General features: G+C 69.3%; 19 protein-coding genes and 1 pseudogene. 10 read left to right on the top strand and 10 right to left on the bottom strand.

The genetic code is table 11. From position 1 onward, the window contains the following. The first annotated feature begins 6 nt into the window (after nt 1-6). The gene (locus tag ACZ5OX_RS31335; RefSeq protein WP_465634659.1) at nt 7-750 is read left to right on the top strand and encodes a hypothetical protein; all 744 of its coding nucleotides are present in this window, start codon (nt 7-9) and stop codon (nt 748-750) included. Next, complete coding sequence (locus ACZ5OX_RS31330; protein WP_465634658.1) at nt 747-1,655, top strand: ATP-grasp domain-containing protein; 909 nt, start codon at nt 747-749, stop codon at nt 1,653-1,655. Before ACZ5OX_RS31335 ends, ACZ5OX_RS31330 begins: the two co-directional genes overlap by 4 nt. A gap of 155 nt (nt 1,656-1,810) precedes the next feature. Here the strand turns inward: ACZ5OX_RS31330 and ACZ5OX_RS31325 are convergent, their stop codons facing one another. Continuing rightward, nucleotides 1,811-3,061, bottom strand: coding sequence for a neprosin family prolyl endopeptidase (locus ACZ5OX_RS31325; RefSeq protein WP_465634657.1), 1,251 nt, complete (start codon nt 3,059-3,061; stop codon nt 1,811-1,813). A gap of 375 nt (nt 3,062-3,436) precedes the next feature. On the opposite strand from ACZ5OX_RS31325, the gene ACZ5OX_RS31320 reads away from it, so the two are divergent. Then, nucleotides 3,437-3,652, top strand: a complete 216-nt coding sequence (locus ACZ5OX_RS31320) for a hypothetical protein (RefSeq protein ID WP_465634780.1) — start codon at nt 3,437-3,439, stop codon at nt 3,650-3,652. A gap of 352 nt (nt 3,653-4,004) precedes the next feature. Here the strand turns inward: ACZ5OX_RS31320 and ACZ5OX_RS31315 are convergent. Both ACZ5OX_RS31315 and ACZ5OX_RS31310 read right to left on the bottom strand, forming a co-directional pair. Further along, nucleotides 4,005-4,682: pseudogene (locus ACZ5OX_RS31315) on the bottom strand (ISL3 family transposase); the annotation flags it as partial. A gap of 232 nt (nt 4,683-4,914) precedes the next feature. After that, nucleotides 4,915-5,427, bottom strand: a complete 513-nt coding sequence (locus tag ACZ5OX_RS31310) for a DUF1877 domain-containing protein (protein WP_465634655.1) — start codon at nt 5,425-5,427, stop codon at nt 4,915-4,917. 872 nt (nt 5,428-6,299) lie between these two features. Between ACZ5OX_RS31310 and ACZ5OX_RS31305 the strand changes: the two genes are divergently transcribed. Further along, the gene (locus ACZ5OX_RS31305; RefSeq protein ID WP_359902473.1) at nt 6,300-6,938 is read left to right on the top strand and encodes a ParA family protein; all 639 of its coding nucleotides are present in this window, start codon (nt 6,300-6,302) and stop codon (nt 6,936-6,938) included. Continuing rightward, nucleotides 6,938-8,089, top strand: coding sequence for a ParB/RepB/Spo0J family partition protein (locus ACZ5OX_RS31300; protein ID WP_465634654.1), 1,152 nt, complete (start codon nt 6,938-6,940; stop codon nt 8,087-8,089). The genes ACZ5OX_RS31305 and ACZ5OX_RS31300 overlap by 1 nt, the downstream gene beginning before the upstream one ends. A gap of 235 nt (nt 8,090-8,324) precedes the next feature. Here ACZ5OX_RS31300 and ACZ5OX_RS31295 read toward each other — a convergent pair whose 3' ends face one another. Genes ACZ5OX_RS31295 through ACZ5OX_RS31280 form a run of 4 tightly spaced genes read right to left on the bottom strand, consistent with a single transcriptional unit; the run spans nt 8,325 to nt 11,666 of the window. Further along, nucleotides 8,325-9,800 (bottom strand): response regulator transcription factor, encoded by a 1,476-nt coding sequence (locus ACZ5OX_RS31295; protein WP_465634652.1) that lies wholly within the window; start codon nt 9,798-9,800, stop codon nt 8,325-8,327. Next, nucleotides 9,797-10,009: a hypothetical protein gene (locus ACZ5OX_RS31290; RefSeq protein WP_465634651.1), complete on the bottom strand. Its 213-nt coding sequence runs from the start codon at nt 10,007-10,009 to the stop codon at nt 9,797-9,799. Before ACZ5OX_RS31290 ends, ACZ5OX_RS31295 begins: the two co-directional genes overlap by 4 nt. A 50-nt stretch (nt 10,010-10,059) precedes the next feature. Beyond that, nucleotides 10,060-11,505, bottom strand: a complete 1,446-nt coding sequence (locus ACZ5OX_RS31285) for a Mur ligase domain-containing protein (RefSeq protein WP_465634650.1) — start codon at nt 11,503-11,505, stop codon at nt 10,060-10,062. A gap of 8 nt (nt 11,506-11,513) precedes the next feature. Then, nucleotides 11,514-11,666 carry a hypothetical protein gene (locus tag ACZ5OX_RS31280; RefSeq protein WP_465634648.1) on the bottom strand — a complete coding sequence of 51 codons (153 nt, stop codon included), beginning with the start codon at nt 11,664-11,666 and terminating at the stop codon, nt 11,514-11,516. A gap of 181 nt (nt 11,667-11,847) precedes the next feature. Here ACZ5OX_RS31280 and ACZ5OX_RS31275 point away from each other — a divergent pair, with 181 nt between their 5' ends. Then, nucleotides 11,848-12,603, top strand: coding sequence for a helix-turn-helix domain-containing protein (locus ACZ5OX_RS31275; RefSeq protein WP_465634647.1), 756 nt, complete (start codon nt 11,848-11,850; stop codon nt 12,601-12,603). Beyond that, the gene (locus tag ACZ5OX_RS31270; protein ID WP_465634646.1) at nt 12,600-13,070 is read left to right on the top strand and encodes an NUDIX hydrolase; all 471 of its coding nucleotides are present in this window, start codon (nt 12,600-12,602) and stop codon (nt 13,068-13,070) included. Before ACZ5OX_RS31275 ends, ACZ5OX_RS31270 begins: the two co-directional genes overlap by 4 nt. Nucleotides 13,071-13,074: 4 nt before the next feature. On the opposite strand, the gene ACZ5OX_RS31265 is transcribed toward ACZ5OX_RS31270, so the two are convergent. After that, nucleotides 13,075-13,620, bottom strand: a complete 546-nt coding sequence (locus ACZ5OX_RS31265; protein WP_465634644.1) for an HD domain-containing protein — start codon at nt 13,618-13,620, stop codon at nt 13,075-13,077. A gap of 36 nt (nt 13,621-13,656) precedes the next feature. Continuing rightward, the gene (locus tag ACZ5OX_RS31260) at nt 13,657-13,884 is read right to left on the bottom strand and encodes a hypothetical protein (RefSeq protein ID WP_465634643.1); all 228 of its coding nucleotides are present in this window, start codon (nt 13,882-13,884) and stop codon (nt 13,657-13,659) included. Between the two features lie 82 nt (nt 13,885-13,966). On the opposite strand from ACZ5OX_RS31260, the gene ACZ5OX_RS31255 reads away from it, so the two are divergent. Further along, a complete protein-coding gene (locus tag ACZ5OX_RS31255) occupies nt 13,967-14,374 on the top strand; it encodes a hypothetical protein (protein ID WP_465634641.1) in 408 nt (135 codons plus the stop codon). A gap of 122 nt (nt 14,375-14,496) precedes the next feature. Here ACZ5OX_RS31255 and ACZ5OX_RS31250 read toward each other — a convergent pair whose 3' ends face one another. After that, the gene (locus tag ACZ5OX_RS31250; protein WP_465634639.1) at nt 14,497-15,156 is read right to left on the bottom strand and encodes a DEAD/DEAH box helicase family protein; all 660 of its coding nucleotides are present in this window, start codon (nt 15,154-15,156) and stop codon (nt 14,497-14,499) included. Here ACZ5OX_RS31250 and ACZ5OX_RS31245 point away from each other — a divergent pair. Then, a complete protein-coding gene (locus tag ACZ5OX_RS31245; RefSeq protein WP_465634778.1) occupies nt 15,122-15,538 on the top strand; it encodes a hypothetical protein in 417 nt (138 codons plus the stop codon). The genes ACZ5OX_RS31250 and ACZ5OX_RS31245 overlap by 35 nt on opposite strands. Before the next feature lie 525 nt (nt 15,539-16,063). Then, nucleotides 16,064-17,143, top strand: a complete 1,080-nt coding sequence (locus ACZ5OX_RS31240; protein ID WP_465634638.1) for a trypsin-like serine peptidase — start codon at nt 16,064-16,066, stop codon at nt 17,141-17,143. Nucleotides 17,144-17,559 lie beyond the last annotated feature (416 nt).

The raw sequence follows: 17,559 nt of genomic DNA, 5'->3' as shown, positions 1-17,559 counted from the left end.
CGCGAGATGTGGCTGGTGCTCTGCGATCCGGCGGACCAGGCGGCGCTGTGGGCGCACGAGGGGCTGCGCGAGCGCGGGCTGGAACCGCTAGAACTGCTCTCCCCGCAGACCCTGCTCGCCTCCACGAGGACGGCGCACCGTGTCGATCGGCTCGGCGCGAGCTTCGAGCTCGTCCTGCCTGACGGACGCGTCCTGGCCAGCCGTGATATCGACGGCGTGCTCAACCGGATCGCCTCCGCGCCCTTCGGGATCCTGCCATTCACCACACACGCCGATGCCGTGTACGCCGCCCAGGAGCTGAACGCGCTCCTGCTCAGCCTGCTCACCTGCCTGGCCCCGGTCTCAGTCAACCGCCCTTGTGGGTACGGGCTGTGCGGAGCCTGGCGCTCGACCGCGGAGTGGACTGCACTCGCGATCAGAGCGGGGCTGCCGGTCCCACCAGCCCGGATCTCCAGCAGCCCCAGCACCGAACCTCGACGGGACGCGCCCGGCCACAGCGACGTCCTGGTGCTCGGCGAGCACGTCTTCGGCGCACCCGTGGCCGAGGACGAGCAGGCGTACATCCGACTCGCCCGCCTCGCCGAGGTCGACCTGCTCGGAATCGACCTCCGCCACGATGACGGGCGCCCAGGGGTCTTCGCGGGGGCGAGCCCGCTGCCGGACCTCCGTCCGGCCGGCGACGCGTTCCTCAACCGCCTGCTCGACCACCTCACCAGGCTGTCGACCGGGCCGTCGGCGGGCCCATCGTGATCATCGTCTGCGGCATCGCCAGCGAGTCACCGGTCGCCAGGGTCACCGCCGAACTCGCCGAACTCGGCCTGCCCTACACGATGCTCCACCAACGGCGCTTCCAAGACCTACCATTCGAGCTGGAGGTCACTGGCACCGGAGTTCGGGGGCGAGTGACGTGCAACGGCGCATCCGTCGACTGCGCCACCGTCACCGGCATCTACATCCGGCTGATGGAGTGGCGCAGACTCCCCGAGATCCGCGAGGCGGACGAGGACACGGTGCGCAGGTGCGCGTCCTGGCACGCGGCCCTGACCACCTGGACGGAACTCGCCCCGGGATGCGTGATGAACCGGGAGCGCGCGATGGCCTCGAATACGTCGAAGCCCCACCAGGCCCAGCTGATCCAGCGGGCCGGATTCCGGGTGCCGGAGACCTTGGTGACCAACGACCCCGAGCTCGTCCACGAGTTCAAGGCGCGTCACGGTCAGCTGGTCTACAAGTCGATCAGCGGGGTCCGGTCTATCGTCCGGCTCCTCGACCGGGAGGCGATCGACCGGCTATCCCTCATCCACTACTGCCCGGTGCAGTTCCAGCAGTACATCGCGGGCACCAATATCCGGGTGCACACGGTCGGCGGCGAGGTGTTCGCCACCCGGATCGAGACCGACCGGGTGGACTACCGCTACGCCAGCAGCGACGGAGGCCGGGCCGAACTCTCCCCCTGCCAGCTGCCCGACGACCTCGCCGAGCGGTGCCTGCAACTCGCGGACCAGCTGGGTCTGGCCCTCGCCGGGATCGACCTGATGACGGCCGATGACGGCGAGGTCTACTGCTTCGAGGTCAATCCCTGCCCGGCCTTCAACTACTTCGAGTCCAACACCGGCCAGCCGATCGCCCGCGCCATCGCGCGTGCGCTGCGCTGACGACCCGACAAGCGCCTGTTCTCGAGGGCACGGACCGGAAAGTCGTCACGGGGCAGACCCCGCACCGTGGCCCCGGCATGGTGTCGCTGCTCCTGAGGTGCTTTCATCAGTGATCCTTCCATGCCGAACAGAGCCGAACAGAGCACCGGCGCAGTTCAGCAGTCGACGCCGCCGCGACCGCCAAAGAACATGTAGGTCCCCCAATCCGTTCCCGAGGTGTTGTGCACGTCGATGCCATAGCACGCCGTCGGGATGGGATTGGGCGTCAGCAGGGCTTGCTCGGACCCCGACGAGAGAGCGATGATGATCTCTGACTGGTAGGCCGCCTGCTGATATCCAGCCGAGGGAAACTGACCGGATCCCATCGCAGGGAAAGCGGTTCCCGCGGGGCCGACTTCACCACCGAAGCCCGCGCTCGCCGCACCGGCGGACAATGGCCCGTCGCCGAAGAGGCTCACGGCGTAGTAGCCGATCCACTGGCCGCCGATGCCGAACCACCACGCGCTGCCGCTGAAGAAGAACCCCATCCGGTACACCTGAGGCGTTCCGCTTGGTTGGGAGGCGTCCAGTACCGCCCCGAGGTAGTGCTGGGCACCGGCCAGATAGTTCCAGGTGCCCGGGCGGCTGTCGTTGTAGCAGGCAGTAGTGTATCCGTCGGGCGTGTAGAAGACGAAAAGCCGCGGATTTCCGTCGAATGGGAAACCGGCACGGTAGCCGCATTCCACGGACTGGAAGGGACCCGCGCTGCTGCCCGAGGTGAACCACTGCTGCGCCGCCGACGATTGGGGGCCGATCACCTGTGGTGCCCACACGTTGATGGTGCTGGAACCGCCGTTGTTGACACGGCGGTCATAGGCGTCCGCATAGAGCTTGCTGCTGTGCTGGGCCGTCCCGCTCGGGTGCTGCCCTGCCTTCCGGCCACCACTGAGGAATTCCTTGAGGGTCCTTGCTCTGGTCAGGTCGTCCAGGGTGATCCGCACCATCGGCACTGTTCCGTCCGGGCACAGCATCTGATGACCGAAGCGGTCGTATCGGGCAGGACCCAGCGGCGGGGGTGGAGTGCGCCCCGGTGCGGAGACGAACGCCGGAGGTCCGTCGTGCCGGTCGCCGCCGAAGAAACTGTCGTCATGCGGCAGTTCGGGCGGCGCCAGCAAAGGTCGCCCGGTCTTCCTCACATACGACTGTTGCTCGGCGGGAATGCAGTCGACGATCTCACCCCCGGCACCCATGAACGAGTAGGGCGATTCGACGCCGGAATAGCGTTCGATCAGATAACGTCGCATCTCCTCGAATGAACCCGCATCCTCGACTTCGGTTTCACAACGGGAGCGGAAGTTGTCAAAGTCCGCCTCGTAAACCGATCGGACGAAATCGGAATAGGCTTCGATCGAGAAGTGCGCAGCCATGACGCGTCATCCAACCGTCAAAACCCCCTGCGGGCGCAATTCACAACCCGTGTTTTCAGTCTAACGCGAGTACGTGCCACCGGCATCGGCAACGCTCACCCGGGACCGCTACCCCTGGTCGAGGGCGCGGTGTCCGAGCCGTGGCGCCGCCTGCCCGAGCCGGTGTCCGGGGCATGGCCGGCCCCTTCGGTGAATTTGGCCGCTGCTCGAGCGGGACCGCGCCGAGAAGGACTTGGGCCCGCTGAGATCACCCGAACGCCTGCGCGATAGATCCCCGTCGTGCTAGAGCCCCAGGCCCGTGATCAATCACAGCGTTAGGCGGCGAGCGCGACGGTCTGAGCGAAGGCCCGTTCGGGGGTGCGGGATGCTTGGTTCGTGCGCCTAAACATCGATGGGGTTACCCCGGTCCCGCGGATGCTTTTGCTCAGCGAGTTCCTGCTCCACGCCGAATTTCAGGTCGAGCTGCGCGGACCGGTGTTCGTCGCGGCGGGCGACCGGGTCTCCTACGAGGACGGCGGTATCGTGGTGATTCGCTCGACCGGTGAGCAATACAAGCACCCGATCCGCGACAGCTACTGGATCTGCCGCTGACGGCGACGGGTTCAATGCGCCAGAAACACGCTTCGCCATCCTGCAACCACCGGCCTGGTGGCAGGAGAGACCGAGCGCTGGCTCGGGACCTGGCAGTGCCAGGACGCGAAAGGTCGTCCTCCCCGCGAGCGCGGGGGTCAGCCGAAGCATCCCTCGCCATCCACTCCGCTGGTCGCGTCCTCCCCGCGAGCGCGGGGGTCAGCCGCTCCCGATGCTGACGGAGCTCCAGGAGCAGTAGTCCTCCCCGCGCCCGCGCGAGCATCCCGGCAGCCGGTTCCGGCGGCGGTGGCGTCAGCCAGATGTCGTCGCTTGTCGGCGGGGCTGCCCGTGCGGTGTTCTCGTACGCGGTCCGAGCGCAGGCGTGGTGGGCAGAGACGGTCTTTTCCACGGCCTCGCCGAGGTTGTGCCACAAATGCCAGGCGTCGGCGACCTGCACCGCTTGCGGGGCTCCGCTGCGGGCGCCCTCGGCATAAGCCCCGGCCCGGTCCCGGCAAATGATCTCCACTTCCGGATGGCCCTTCAGCCATGCGGCCAGCGGTTCGGCATCCCGGCCGGGCAGCACGTCCACCGGGCGCCGCCTCTCCAAGTCCACCAGGATCGTGGCGTACGAGTCGCCCTTCCGCAGCGCGAAGTCGTCGACACCGAGCACGCGGATCTGCCCGACGGATTCTTCCGGCGTGGCGCGGATCAGGCGTAACAGGGTGTCCTTGGCGACGCGCAGGCCCAGCACCCCGGCCAGGCGGGCTCCCGCGCGGCCGGCCAGCGCGAGAGCGATCGAGGTCAACTGCTCACGCACCAGTGGCGTGTAGCGGGCATGCGGGCTCGTCAGCCCCGCGATCTGCTCTGCGAACGTCACCGCCCGGCACGCCGGGTTCGGGCACTTGAACCGCCGAACCAGCAGCTCGATCACCACACTGGTGCCACTGACTGCGGCATCCGCCAGCTGTCGCATGTACCGGCCATGCACCCGGCCCGACGCACTACCGCAGTGCGGACAGTCCGCACCCGCCGAGCGGGCCCGCGCACGCATCGTCACCACACCGACCGCAGCCCGCTCGACCAACGCCACTACGACACCAGCGAGATGGGGGAACAGCACCTCGAAGTTCCGCGAAGAACACGCGAGCCATAATCGCAGCTGCCACCGACACCGGCAGCGTCACAAGATCAGCGCCAGAGCCCGTAATTCCCCATGCCCTGCCCACGGGCTTGAGCCGGCCACCCCGGTCCCTGCTGTCGGCTGATCGAGGAGGCCTACTGGGTCAGTCCCACCACAGGACGACGAGAAGGCCCCTCCGGGCCGCCTCCGCGTAGAACTCACGTAGCGCACCGAAGTGGCCCAGCAGGTACTCCGTTGGATCGCCGATGAACCCGTAACCGAGCTTGGATCCCGCGCCGCTGTCCAGGACCGACTGGAGGATCGCCTGCATGTCGATCTCTCCGAGCAGTGCCGACACTCGGGCAACTGCCTCTGGACAGAGGGCCGTCGGAGTGGAGTTGCTGAAGAAAGCGATCGCATGTGGGTTCGCGTTGAGGAAATCCAGATCGATGCCGCTGTCGCCATCGGTCGCGCGCTTGAGCGCCTCCAGGTGGACAGCGTCGAGTCGCATGAGTTCGCAGGCACGCTCCAGCATGGCCGGTGCCCAGTCCAGATCCAGACAGTCCGCGGACGGCGGATCCCAGTGATGATCTCCGTCGGGTGATTCGTCGGCTGACTGACGGCAGGCGGCGAGGTACTCCGCCGAGACTCGGGCAAGTTGCTGGGTGACGGCCATGACGGCAGTATCGCGACGCTGTCCACCGGATTTACCGCTACTTCATCGGGGCCCATCGGTCCTGTCGGTCGGGTTCTTGGGTCGCTTGTTGGGCCGGTAACTGGGTCTGGGTGACCGCGTCGAGTTCGGGGCAGCTGGCCTGGATCTCCTTGAGGTCGACGGCATCATCGGCTGTCAGGTTTGCGGGGTCGGTCATGATCCAGCGGACAATGCGGCGGGGCCGTGGAACCGGGCGGGGCACGGGTGGTGCGGCGGTGGCGGCCTTGAAGGGACGGAGATGGCGCCTGCGACATCGCAGCTGTCTGCGTCGGCGGTGGGCGGACAGGAGACCGGGCGCTCGTTCGTACTGCCTTGGGCACCGTGGCGGCGCACGGCCCTGTCCGGCAGGGCCGTGCGCCGAACGGGGAGATAGCAATGGAGATGGGATGGCGACACCATCCACGACTGGTTCACGGTGCTGCTGGGACCACAGAGGACCCGGCGCAGGAACGCCGGTTGGCCACCGTCGTACTCCACGCCATCAAGCGACGCCAGACATCCTGCCACGGCCACGCGGCCTGACAAAGTGCTCAACATCCGCGCCACACACTCGAGGTAAATGACTCTGTGCATTAGCTCCCCCCCTCCGGAACCTGGACATCACTACAGGTGCGAAGGCTGAAAATTGGGAGCCTTCCGGGAAACAAGCCCCCATCGCCCCGCATTCTGTGCTCCATGACACGCGGGTCGTGTCAGGCTCCGGGCTGATCATCTGGAATGCTGTTCCCCGTCCGCCGTCCACGGCTTTGAGCGGCGGGCATCCGCAGTACCGGGCAGTCCGCCCGGGAAGCCCACGGAGAGAACGGAACATCATGAAGCCATCCGTGCTTGTCGTGTCCACAGACCCCCAGGGGTCCGCCGTCGTCTGGGCCGAGCGGGTGGGAGACAACCTGCCCTTCGACTTCATGGCGGCACACGACCACGCCGAGCAGCTGATCCACCTGAAGAAGACCGGCGCGAAGATCCACGTCATCGCCAACCAGAAGGGCGGCGTGGGCAAGACCACCACCACGGTCAACCTCGCGGCGTGCACCTTCGACGTCCTCGGTGAGAAGGACGAGTACCAGCACATCTTCATCGACACACCGGGCACCCTGGCCGACGAGGAGATCCTGCGCCGAGCCCTGGAGATCGCGGACGACGTCCTGGTCCCGATGATCACCGAGCCGCTCTGCTTCGACCCGACGGCCCGGACCATCCAGAAGGTCATCGAGCCGATGGACATCCCCTTCCGGATCGTCGTCAACAACTGGGACCCCCGGGACGGCCGCGCCGACCTGGAGGACACCGAGGCGTACATCACGGCGAAGGGCTGGCCCCGCGCCAAGACCGTCCTGCGCCGGTACAAGATCCACTCGCGTGCGGTGGCCGAGGGAACGGTCGTCACCCAGTACAAGGAGAGCGGTACCGCCTACCGGGCCCGCGAGGACTTCTTCCGCCTGTCCCTCGAGCTCGGTTACGGGGGCCGCTGATGGCAGGCCGTCGCGTTTCCTTCGCCTCGATGGCCGGCGACCCGGTCGTCGACGCCCCCGGCGTGGACAGCGCCAACAACAGTGCCCCGGTGGCCAAGTGGATCCCCACCGCCAGCTGCCTGCCCAACCCGCGTAACCCCCGCGACGAGCTGGGCGACCTCTCCGACCTGGCGAGCATCAAGGACCGCCAACTGCAGAGCTGCCTCGCCGTCACCCCGGCCGCCTACCTGCGGCTGTGGCCGGAGGACCGGCAGACGCTGGGCGCGGGCCCGCAGGACGTCATCGTCGTCAACGGCAACCGCCGACGGGCGGCCGCGGAGCTGTACGGGCGCGAGCAGCTGCTCGTCGTCGTGGACGACTCGGTGGCGGAGTCCAAGGCGACCCTGCTGCGGGCCGCGCTCGACGAGAACATGGCGCGCAAGGACTTCGACCCGATCGAGGAGGCCAACGCGGTCCTGCTCATCGTGGCGCAGTACCCGACCGCCAAGGAGGCGGCCGAGGCGGAGGGCTGGTCCCAGAGCTGGATCTCGCACCGCAAGAACCTGCTGAAGCTCCACCCCGAGCTGCAGCGCCAGGTGCGGGCCAAGGCGCGCGGCGAGGAGGGCATCTCCATCAACGTCGCCCGCCGGCTCGGTTCGGTCAAGGGCATCGAGGCGATGTCCCTGGCCGGGCAGACGGCGGAACTGGAGCAGCTGCTCCAGGCCGACGCCGACGCGGTGGCCGCCAGGCGCGCAGCGAAGCTGGAGGCCAAGGCCGCCGCCAAGGCACCGGCTGAGGCTCCCGCACCGCAGCCCGCTGTCGCGCCCGCAGTTCAGCCGGTCGCGGAGGTGGCGCCGGCAGCCGTGGAGATGCCGGCCCCCGCCGCTCCCCGGCCGGAGCCCGCTCTCCACAACTCGGTCGCGAGCGCTGAGCCTGTTCAGAGCACCGACCGATTTTCCGCGGAAAATTCCGGGCCTCTCCCGATGCCGGAGCAGCGGGCCGTGGCCCCGGTGGACGAGCAGCCGTCGGCCATCCCACAGGCGGAACTCGGCGACGTCGACTGGCACAACGTCGAGGAACTGGCAGACGCCATCTGCCGCACCCTCTCGGCCGACGAGGCCTACCGCCTCGCCGACGCCCTGGCCAACCGGCTGCTGACGACGGGCGGCTGACGCGTCCCTGGTGTTCCCGCCCCGCTCTGAGCGGGGCGGGAACACCAGGGAGTATTGCGGAAGGCCAGTCGCTCAGGTGCCCCGGCACCCGGTTCCTCTCGCGCACGCTGACGAGCCCGCCATCGGGCCCGAACCCGCCGTCCGTGACCTCCGTCCGGATGCGACGGTGCGGCCGGTTCTCGCGCCTGGTCGACACCACCGGTCCGGCCGGGGTCGGGCAGGATCCCGGAGACGGTCACCGCGGCAGTGCGACGATGCCGGTGAGCACGGCGACGGCTGCGGCGTGGGTGCGGCTGCCGCGCCACGAGAGTGCGCGGACGACCCGCCGTTCGATCGCGCGGGCCGTGGGCAGGGTCAGCCCGATGCCGTTGGCACCGGCTTCGCCCGACGTGCCGGTGCAGATGAGGACGGTCACGGCCCGACCCGCCTGGTCCAGCTCGGGCACGTGCTCGGGCAGTTCGCGTCGCAGCCGTCCGGTGTCGATCAGCTCGGCCGCGATCAGGCGCGCGACCAGGTGGGCGTCGTCGACGGCAGCGGCGCGTCGGCGGAGGTCGGCCAGACGGGTTCGGACCAGGTACTCCCCGGTGTGGACCCGGACGCCGATCTCGGGGATGCTCAGCCCCTGAGCGGCCAACTCGGCGATCCGACGCTCCAGCGCGTTCAACTCGGGCCGGGGAGCACGCCGTTGCTCCGTCCTCAGCGCGATGCTCGTGGTCGTCAGGACCCTGCGGACCCCGGCTGCCGCCGCCACAGGCGCCTGGTCGGCGGTGCAGACGGCCAGCACGTCCTCGGCCGGCACTCCGAGGCGGTGGGCGGCTTCCACGTAGGCGGCGGTGCCGTCGTACGCGCTCTGGCGCACGGCGCACGACCAGGCCGCTCCCAGACCGACCGTCTCGACGGCACGTCCCGGATCGACCGCGGCCGCCGGGAGGACCAGTGCGCACGGGGCGCCGAGGGCCAGCGCCTGGTGCACCAGCCGTACGGCGGCCGGCGTCGCACCGCGGGGCGCGGTTCCGGCCAGAACCTGCTTCAGCGAGGGCACGTCCGGGAGGCAGTCCAGCGCGCCGAGGTGCACGGCCAGACCGCGCGCGGATCGCAGCAGCGCGACGGCGTGCTCCAGCGGGGCGGAGCGGTGGTCGGGCTCCGTCGACGCGGCGGCGACGGGGCCGGAGGCACCACCGCCTCCCGTCGTCCGGTGGTGCCCGGTGCGGCCCTGACCCGAATCGGCCGCCATGGGTGTGGTGAGGTCGGCCAGGGTGTCCCGGGCCGGATCGATCAGCTGGTGCTCCAGCGCTCGGCGGACGGCGACGACGCGCTTGCGCGTGCGGAAGGCGTCCAGCACGGCGTCCTCGTAGAGCTCCGCCGCACGTTCCCGGACCTCGAGTGCGCGGGCGACGTCGGGGCGGGTCCCGCCCGCCGCCCAGATCCGGAGGATCAACGTCTGTTCGTCGGTAAGGGGTGGCGGAGCGCTCACCGGGGCGGAACGGGTGAGCAGGCCGGACTGCCATGCCCGGGCGAAGGCCTGGACCCGGTTCGCCGTCCCCAAGCGGTCGTACGCCTGGTGCAGGTGGCTCTTGACGGTGTCGACCGTCAGGTTCAGTGCGGCGCCGATCGCCGCGTCCGTCAGCCCGAGACCGACCCTGTCCATCACCGCGACGTGCCGCTCCGGCAGCGGCCTGCCGGTGGCGTTCACCGCGTGCACGTCGCTCACCGGCTCCCAGCCCGCGCCCGGTGCGGGGGCGTGGAACGCGGCTTCGCACCGACCCTGGCCGCCGGGGCGTGGACGGCCACGCCGACCTTGGCCTCCCCGCTTCCGGTGGCGCGGCTGGTCGCCTCGTACAGGGCACCGCGGGTCACCGGCTGCAGGAGGACGACCTCGGCCTCGGACAGGTCGGGTTTGCCGGGAAGGGACACGGGCATGGCGGATCTCCAGGAGGAGCGGGGCGGAAGGGGGGCTGCCGGGTCGGCGGCTACGTCTGGTCCAGCACGGCCAGCAGCGAGGGCCCGATCTGCCGGGCCAGGTGCGGACCGATGGTCAGGATCAGGTCGCCCCGCTGGACGAGGGAGGCGACGAGGGCGTCGGCGCCCGCTTGGTGCAGGCCGGGCTCGTGCCGGATCACCGTGTCGGTGGAACCGGCGTTGAGGATGGCTTCGCCGCCGTCGGCCCGGTTCCGGTGCCGGGGGAACGTCGAGTGGACGGGCAGCAGCACGGTCCGGTCGGCGGCGCTCAGGGCGTCGGCGATCGGACCGGCGAGGGCGTTCGACCGCAGGTGCCCGGAGGGCTCGTACACGGCCACCAACGCGCCCTCGGTGAGCATCCGGGCGCCCTGGAGGTCGGCGGCGATCTCCCCCGGGTGCACGGCCCTGGACTCCACGACGTCGATGCCGCCGGCCGAGCCGAGCCGGGTCAGCGACCGTTCGACGCCCGCGAACGCGCCGAGCCCGTCGGCGAGTTCGGTGCCGGGAACACCGAGGGCCCAGCCCGCGGCCCACGCGGCTGCCACGGCCATGGCGTTGTTCGTCCCGGCGACCGGCAGGGTGAACGTGTGACGCTCGCCGTCGGCCTGGACGGTGACGCGGTGGTCCTCTCCGGTCCAGAACGTCCGGAGGACCTGCACGTCCGTGTCGGTGCCGCGGCTGACGGTCACCACCCTGAGACCCGGACGGTGCCTGCGCAGCCGGTCCGCCAGTTCCTGGCAGCCCGGCTGGGTGGCCCACACCACCACCGTCTCGCTCCGCCGGGCGAGGGCCTCCATCCGGTCCAGCGCCTCCGGCTGGTTCCACCAGCACGGCGGTGCCGCGTCCGCGGCGGTGATCAGTGTGACGGTCGGACGCAGCCCTTCACCGAGGGTGCGGAAGCGCCAACCGGGCGGCGACGTCTCATGACCGGAGCTGTCCGGACAGAGGTCCGCGACCAGGACCTCCCCGTCGCCGTCGTAGCCGACGGAGTCCCCTTTCGGGGGCTCGGCGAGGATCCACCCGGGGTCACGGCGGGCGAGCGCGCAGGTGAGCGCGGCAGCCGCCATGGTGGTCGAATGGCTGCCCGCGACGGCGACCGTGACCGGAGCCGTCCCGGCCAGCAGCTCGACGGCCCGGTCGTAGCCCAGTACGGGAAGGCCCCGGCCGACGGCGTGGTCGAGGATGTCCTGGATCGCGGTGTTGTCCCCGCCCCAGATCAGCGGGATCCCCCCGGGGGTGGTCGCCTGCAGGCGGACACCGCACCGTTCGAGCTTTCGGCGCAGGTCGGGGCGGGCATCGAGGGGCGCCGACGAGACCGTCACCCGAGCGTGGCGCCGGGCCAGGTAGGAGGCCAGGCCGGCCATGCCGGGGCTGTGGGGGTCGGGGATGTGGACGGCGGACAGGAGTCCGGGCAGCGGCAGGGGCCGCAGGGGCCTCCCGGCGCCCTTCACGGGCATGGCCGCGGTCATGCCGCGGCCGCCCGGCGGTCCGCTTCGCCGCGGTCCACACCCGGAGAGACCCCGAGGACGAGTCCCCCGGAGCTCACGTGGACGGCGGCCAGGACGCCGGTGGTGTCGACCGGGTCGTCGGCGATGGTGCTGGGAACACTCGGGTTCATGGCAGGTCTCCGCAGATGAGCGGGCGAGTTCGAGCCGACCGATGCGGTATCCGAACCGGCGGGGACTCAGGATGCCTCCGAGGAAGGGGACGTGATCAGAGCCGAGCTGGACGTCCTGGGACGTCCTCGGTATCGTCCTGAGGCCTCAGCACGTCCCAAGACGTCCCTCATCGGGAGCACCATGGCGAACGAACGCCTCCGGTCGGCGCTGGTCGTCCGAGGGGTGACCGAGCAGGAGCTGGCGGAGCACTGCGGTGTCGACGCCAAGACGGTGGAACGCTGGATCCTCAGGAACCGCGAACCGTACCGGCGACACCGCCAGGCAGCCGCGGCCAAGCTGCAGATCGACGAGGACTACCTCTGGCCGGACGCGAAGTCCGAGACCCGGCGGCTGGACGAGGCCGACGCCGAGATCGTCCACGTCTACCCCCATCGCTCCTCCGTGCCACCGGAGTCGTGGGTGCAGTTCGCCGAGCGGGCCGCGAGCGACATCGGGATCCTGGTCCACGCCGGCGTCCACCTGGCCCAGAACCCGCGGTGGCACCGGGCGCTGACCGAACGGGCACGGGCGGGGGTAAGGGTCCGGATGCTGCTCGGTGACCCGGAGAGCCCGGAGATCGCGCGGCGGGGCGAGGAGGAGGAGCTCGGCGAAGGCGTCGCGTACAAGGTGCGCGAGGTCATCAAGCTCTACCGTCCGCTCCACGGCACACCCGGCATCGAGTTCCGGGTACACCGGTCCACGCTGCACAACTCCCTGTACTGGTTCGACGACGAGATGCTGGTCAACACCCAGATCTACGGCGTGGGCGCACCGCTCACCCCGGTGCTCCACCTGCGCCGCGTCCATGGCGCCCGGCTGGTGTCGACCTACCAGGAGAGCTTCGAGAAGGCCTGGTCCGGTGCCGTACCGCTTCCGCTGCCGAGGCAGGCACCGTGAGCCGTACCGACTACTTCGACGACCCGAACGCCCCGCGGGCGCAGCGGATCGTGCCCGCCGTCACCGCGTTCGTGGTGAACGGGCGCGGCGAACTCCTGCTGGAGCGGCGCTCCGACAACGGCCGCTGGGGCATGCCGGGCGGGGTCCTGGAGATCGGTGAGGACCTTCCGGGGGCCGTCGTGCGGGAGGTGCGGGAGGAGACCGGCATCGAGGTCGAGGTCACCGGCCTCGTCGGCACGTACAGCGATCCCGGCCACGTGATCGAGTTCTCCGACGGGGAGGTGCGCCAGGAGTTCTCCCTGTGCTTCCGCGCACGGCCGGTGGGCGGCCGGCTCGCCGCCAGTTCCGAGTCCTTCGAGGTCCGCTGGGTGCCGCGGGAGGACCTGGACGGGCTCGACATCGCCCCGACGACCAGGCTCCGCCTCGACCACGGCTTCCGGAACGGGGAGCCCCCGCACCTCGGTTGAGCGCTCAGGCGCCGTCGGAGCCGGCCAGCCGCTTCGCGACCCGGTCGACCATGTCGAGCAGCGCCGGGCGGGCGGCGGAGACGGCGCGGTGGACGACGTGGCCGGCGCCGTACCGGCGGAGCACCTCGTCGAGCCGGGACACCGGGTTCACCACGGCGCCGTCGGGGCCGCTGGTGAGGTCGCAGTACGTGATCGCGTCCAGCAGGTCCGACGGCGGCCGGCGGAACTCCGCGAGCGCGGCCGACAAGCCCAACTCGGCCGCCTCCCACTCCGACGAGGAGTGGTAGGCGACCAGCGAACAGACCTCGTCACCGACGCCGATCCGACGCAGGTACCGGGCGCCGTCGATCATGTGCTGGCCGGTGTCAACCGCACACGTCGCGTACCCGACGTCGTGAAGCACCGCGGCGACGCACACCAGCTCCCCGTCGGCACCGAGGACCGGAGCGAGGAGCCGGGCCTGCTCCAGGACCCGACAGGAGTGCGCCCAGCGCAGGGGGAAGCCCGCGAGCAGCGACTCGGCGGTCCGGTACGCGAGGGGCAGCTTCATCGCTCAAGGCTAGGCCCGGACTTCGCACATGGGGTTTTAGGTTTCCAGCCAGCGGGGTCGGGTTTCGTCGATGCCGAGGAGTTCGAGCAGGTGTGCTTGGAGGACGGCGGGTGGGCTGGTGGTGGTGCCGGGCCGGATCCTGAGGCTGGCGAGGTGGTAGAAGATCATGCGGCCGGTGGGGCGGACGGCTCGATTGATCTTGCTGTTGGCCTGGTGGGTGTCGGGATCGTAGAGCGTGCCGTCGCGCCGGCAGGCCCAGATCACGCGGAGCCAGTGTCGGTCGCCGGTCGCCAGGAAAAGGCCGCCGCGGCTGACGCGAGCCTCCAAGTCGCCTAGCCTTCAGGCCATGAGCTTGGATGTTGAGCTGCAGGAGTTGGCTGTCCAAGAGGGGCTCGACCTGGATCTGCTTCGCCGTCTCGTCCGCCATCCTGCCGCGCGCCGTTGCGTGGCTCGGCGGCGGGACCTGCCCGTGGAGTTGATCGAGGAGATCATCTCGCTTGGCGCGGCCCGCACCATCGCCGCCAACTCGTCGATGCCCGCCGGCGTGAAAGAGCGGCTGGCCAGACACCCTCAACCTGACGTCCGCGCGGCGCTTGCCGCCAATGCGTCCGATGATCCTCCGGGTCTCCTGGTTCACCTGTCGGAGGATGCTGATCCCATGGTGCGCGAGTTTCTGGCAAGGAACGAGCACTTGGATGCACTGATCCGCTCTCCCTCGTGGCTCGGAGATCAAGGGCCAACTCCGAGCGGATAACTTTCATGATTGCGGCAGTCCGGCCGTCGTCGCCGTCCCTAGTGAGCTCAAGCTGCGCGGGACGGTGTCGGAGAAGGCGTTCACGGAGCTCGGTCGGGATCATGGTGCGCACAGGGATGTGCCTATGGCGGTGGCCTGCCACCTCCTGCTGCCCCCGCGGCCCCCGGGCCGGCGCACAGAACAACGGGAGAGTAGCTGGCGGCGGTCCCCCCTCCATGCGGCGCCGATCCGGCGGCGACCGCAGTGCTTCTGGGGCAGCAGGCGGCGCGGACTCCGGCCGGCGGCTCTGCGGTCCGGCCGGGGAGACACCCGCCTCGCGGTGAAGTACAGCCGGCGCACGGCGGGGACCTGGGCGTCGTCGTGCACGGCCGCCCAGGCCTTGCCCTCCGCCCCCGCGGTGCGGTGCGCCTCGTCGATGACGACCAGGTCCCAGGCCGGAAGTCGCGGTGGGCCTGGACGATCCGCTCCAGCGACGCGTAGGTCGCGTACACCGTCACCGGCTCGCCCGGCTTCGCCGAGGCGACCAGGTCCGCGATCCGCGCGGCCTGCGTCGACACCTGCGCCCGCACCCGGCCGCCGGCCTTCGCACTCTCCAGCGCTTCCTCCCGCGAGCAGGCTGCCACCACCAGGCCCCGGCGCCCGCCCTTCAGCGACCACGCTTCCGCGGTCTGTTCCAGGAGTTCGATCGTCGGCACCAGGACCAGGACGACGCCGCACGCGGCCAGGCGGCGGGCGTAGCCGGCCGCGATGAGGGTCTTGCCGGAGTCGGTGGTGGCGACCACGGTCGCGCGGCCGCCGCCCTTCACCGCCTTCACGGCGGCGGCCACGGCGTCCTTCTGGAACCAGTGCAACGGCAACGGGTTCACCACACCGGCGCAGGCGGCGGACGGCTGCATCGCGGCCACGACCAGTGGTGCGAGGAACGCGCCGACCAGCCACCGCCGACCCGCGACCGCCGACGTCTCGGCCGCTTCCCGGGCGCGGGTCTCCGACGGTGAGGTCTCGTTCGATGACGACGAGTCGCTGGTCGATCTATCGCTGGTCGGACGAGTAGACGTCCTTGGCAACGGCCTACTCGATACGGCCGGCAAGGACCTGAAGGTCAGCTCGCAGATTCTCGCGCAGTCCCGCGATGCCGTCCCGCTGGTCTTCGCGGAGCTGTAGCAGAGCGCGCTGGAGCTCCCCCAGGGTGGGTTCTGCGGTCGGCGGGACGCTCACAGAGACTCCGAACAGACATTCCCCGCGGCGGAAGCCATCATACGGCTTCCGCTACACCGCGATCTCGCCGCCCGACATGCTACGCCTACCTCGCCCGAAGTTGCCCTGACGTGGAGTTTCGAAGGCATCTTCAAGTATTCAGTTGGCGAAGAGACTCAACGCGCGACCATCGCGACAAACGGTAGCCCGTTCCAATATTAATCCGACATGTCGCCATCTGGATTGATTTCACCTGACACGCCCTTTGGGGGCATCGCCCGCTATTGACCAATAGGATCCTCTTTGGATTTTTCCCGGAAAGCCCGCACGGGATTTGAGACATGTTAGCGAGCATTTCCAGCCAACAGCACATTGCCGATTATTCGATCATCGGTCCGCCGCTACGGTCGAAATACGCCGCGAGCAAACGGTGTGCCGCAAATCGAATGGACGGAGCAAGAGTTGAGATTTCGCCGCACTTTCATAGCCGCCGTGATTCTGGCCATGTCGGCAGCCGGAGCCAGTATTGCCAAGGCCGCCCCCGACGTCCCCGTCACTTCGGAGACTCCGGAGAGCGGCGTCACATCATGGATCACGCCCGAGCCCGAACAGTCCGTCCTTGATTTTTGGACACCCGAGCGGATCCGTCAGGCCACCGCCAACCCACTGCCTGCACCAACAGTCACCGAGGACGCCGCTGGCAAGGCACACGAACGGGCGCTTCGTCACGCAGAAGTCAAGCCACAGGCCGCCAAGGCTGCCATCGCAGATTCGGTCGCGCCGCTCAGGTTGCGCCAGAAAGCGGCTCAGACTTCGCCGCTAACGGTTGCCACGATCGGGGATCTGTCACGCTCGGACCTCGCCTCACCTCTCGGGCCGGACATCAACATCACTGGTCGACTCTTCTTCGACGCCGGCAACGATAGGCTCGGAACGTGCAGCGCCGCCGTCATCGTCGCGAACAACAAGAATTCGATCTGGACTGCCGGCCATTGCTTGCACAGCGGCAAGGGCGGCGGATTCTACTCGAAGTTTCTCTTCGCGCCAGGGTACGACGAAACGGCTCCCTGGGGGTTCTGGCCCGTCAAGTCAATCATTGTCTCGTCCGCTTGGGCCGATGACAGCGACCACCTCTGGGGCGACATGGGCGGAGGGATCGTTACCGCGCAATCAGAATACGGCAATCTCCAGGACTGGATCGGCGCTTACGGTTACCGCTTCAACAGCGAATCCGACATCAACGGAGTCACTTCGCTCGGGTACCCGGTCGATGGCTACAACCGCCCCACCTCCGAGTTCCACAACGGGTCTAAGCCCATGTACTGCCACGGCAACGCCGTCGACGCGGGCAACTGGAACCCTTTCGACAACCGGCTGAAGCTCGCCTGCGACATGGGGCATGGTGCCAGCGGCGGGCCAATCGTCGCCGACTTCCAGGGGAGTAGCCAGATCGTGGGAACCAACAGCCACCGGGTGGCAGACGAGAGCGGCAACTGGACCGAGAACTACATGTACTCGTCCAACCATGGAGGTAACGCCGTCGGCGTGATCAACTGGCTCAACTCCCACTGATCCCAGGGGCGATGGTTGCGGGGCTGCGCTGACCGAGTTGCGCAGCCCCGCAGCGGTGCTCTACTTGCCTCCCTCGCGGATCTCACCCATCAGAGGCCGCGGAGGATGCGAACGAAGATATTCCTCGAACGCTGCCGGGTTCTGAACATACTCCTGCATCTCCGGGGTGAGCGGGAGGTTCTCCTGCTTCACCACCACTCCCGAGTCCCGGGCGAAGACCGCCGCCGTGACTCCGCCAGCGGCCACCAAGACCCCACCCAATGCCAAAAGCACCGCCCCTGCCCGCCCAACGGACACCTGGGCCCCCTCCCCTGCCGACTGCCAAGCCCGGCCGGCTATCGCCGTACCGCGGCCCCCAACTGAGCCACCACAGAAGGCTCAGAACCTTCTGTCAACAATGTAGGCGGCCGAGCTCG

Source organism: Kitasatospora sp. NPDC032121, from assembly GCF_055580145.1.
The sequence above is the reverse complement of the archived record's forward strand: the minus strand, read 5'-3'. Positions and strand labels throughout refer to the sequence as shown.

Coding starts and splice junctions, on each gene's coding strand:
- ACZ5OX_RS31275 (WP_465634647.1), top strand. CDS start 11,848: ATGGCGAACGAACGCCTCCGGTCGGCGCTGGTCGTCCGAGGGGTGACC.
- ACZ5OX_RS31310 (WP_465634655.1), bottom strand. CDS start 5,427: ATGGCCGTCACCCAGCAACTTGCCCGAGTCTCGGCGGAGTACCTCGCC.
- ACZ5OX_RS31265 (WP_465634644.1), bottom strand. CDS start 13,620: ATGAAGCTGCCCCTCGCGTACCGGACCGCCGAGTCGCTGCTCGCGGGC.
- ACZ5OX_RS31285 (WP_465634650.1), bottom strand. CDS start 11,505: ATGCCCGTGAAGGGCGCCGGGAGGCCCCTGCGGCCCCTGCCGCTGCCC.
- ACZ5OX_RS31245 (WP_465634778.1), top strand. CDS start 15,122: ATGAGGGTCTTGCCGGAGTCGGTGGTGGCGACCACGGTCGCGCGGCCG.
- ACZ5OX_RS31255 (WP_465634641.1), top strand. CDS start 13,967: ATGAGCTTGGATGTTGAGCTGCAGGAGTTGGCTGTCCAAGAGGGGCTC.
- ACZ5OX_RS31325 (WP_465634657.1), bottom strand. CDS start 3,061: ATGGCTGCGCACTTCTCGATCGAAGCCTATTCCGATTTCGTCCGATCG.
- ACZ5OX_RS31280 (WP_465634648.1), bottom strand. CDS start 11,666: ATGAACCCGAGTGTTCCCAGCACCATCGCCGACGACCCGGTCGACACC.
- ACZ5OX_RS31300 (WP_465634654.1), top strand. CDS start 6,938: ATGGCAGGCCGTCGCGTTTCCTTCGCCTCGATGGCCGGCGACCCGGTC.
- ACZ5OX_RS31290 (WP_465634651.1), bottom strand. CDS start 10,009: ATGCCCGTGTCCCTTCCCGGCAAACCCGACCTGTCCGAGGCCGAGGTC.
- ACZ5OX_RS31335 (WP_465634659.1), top strand. CDS start 7: ATGTGGCTGGTGCTCTGCGATCCGGCGGACCAGGCGGCGCTGTGGGCG.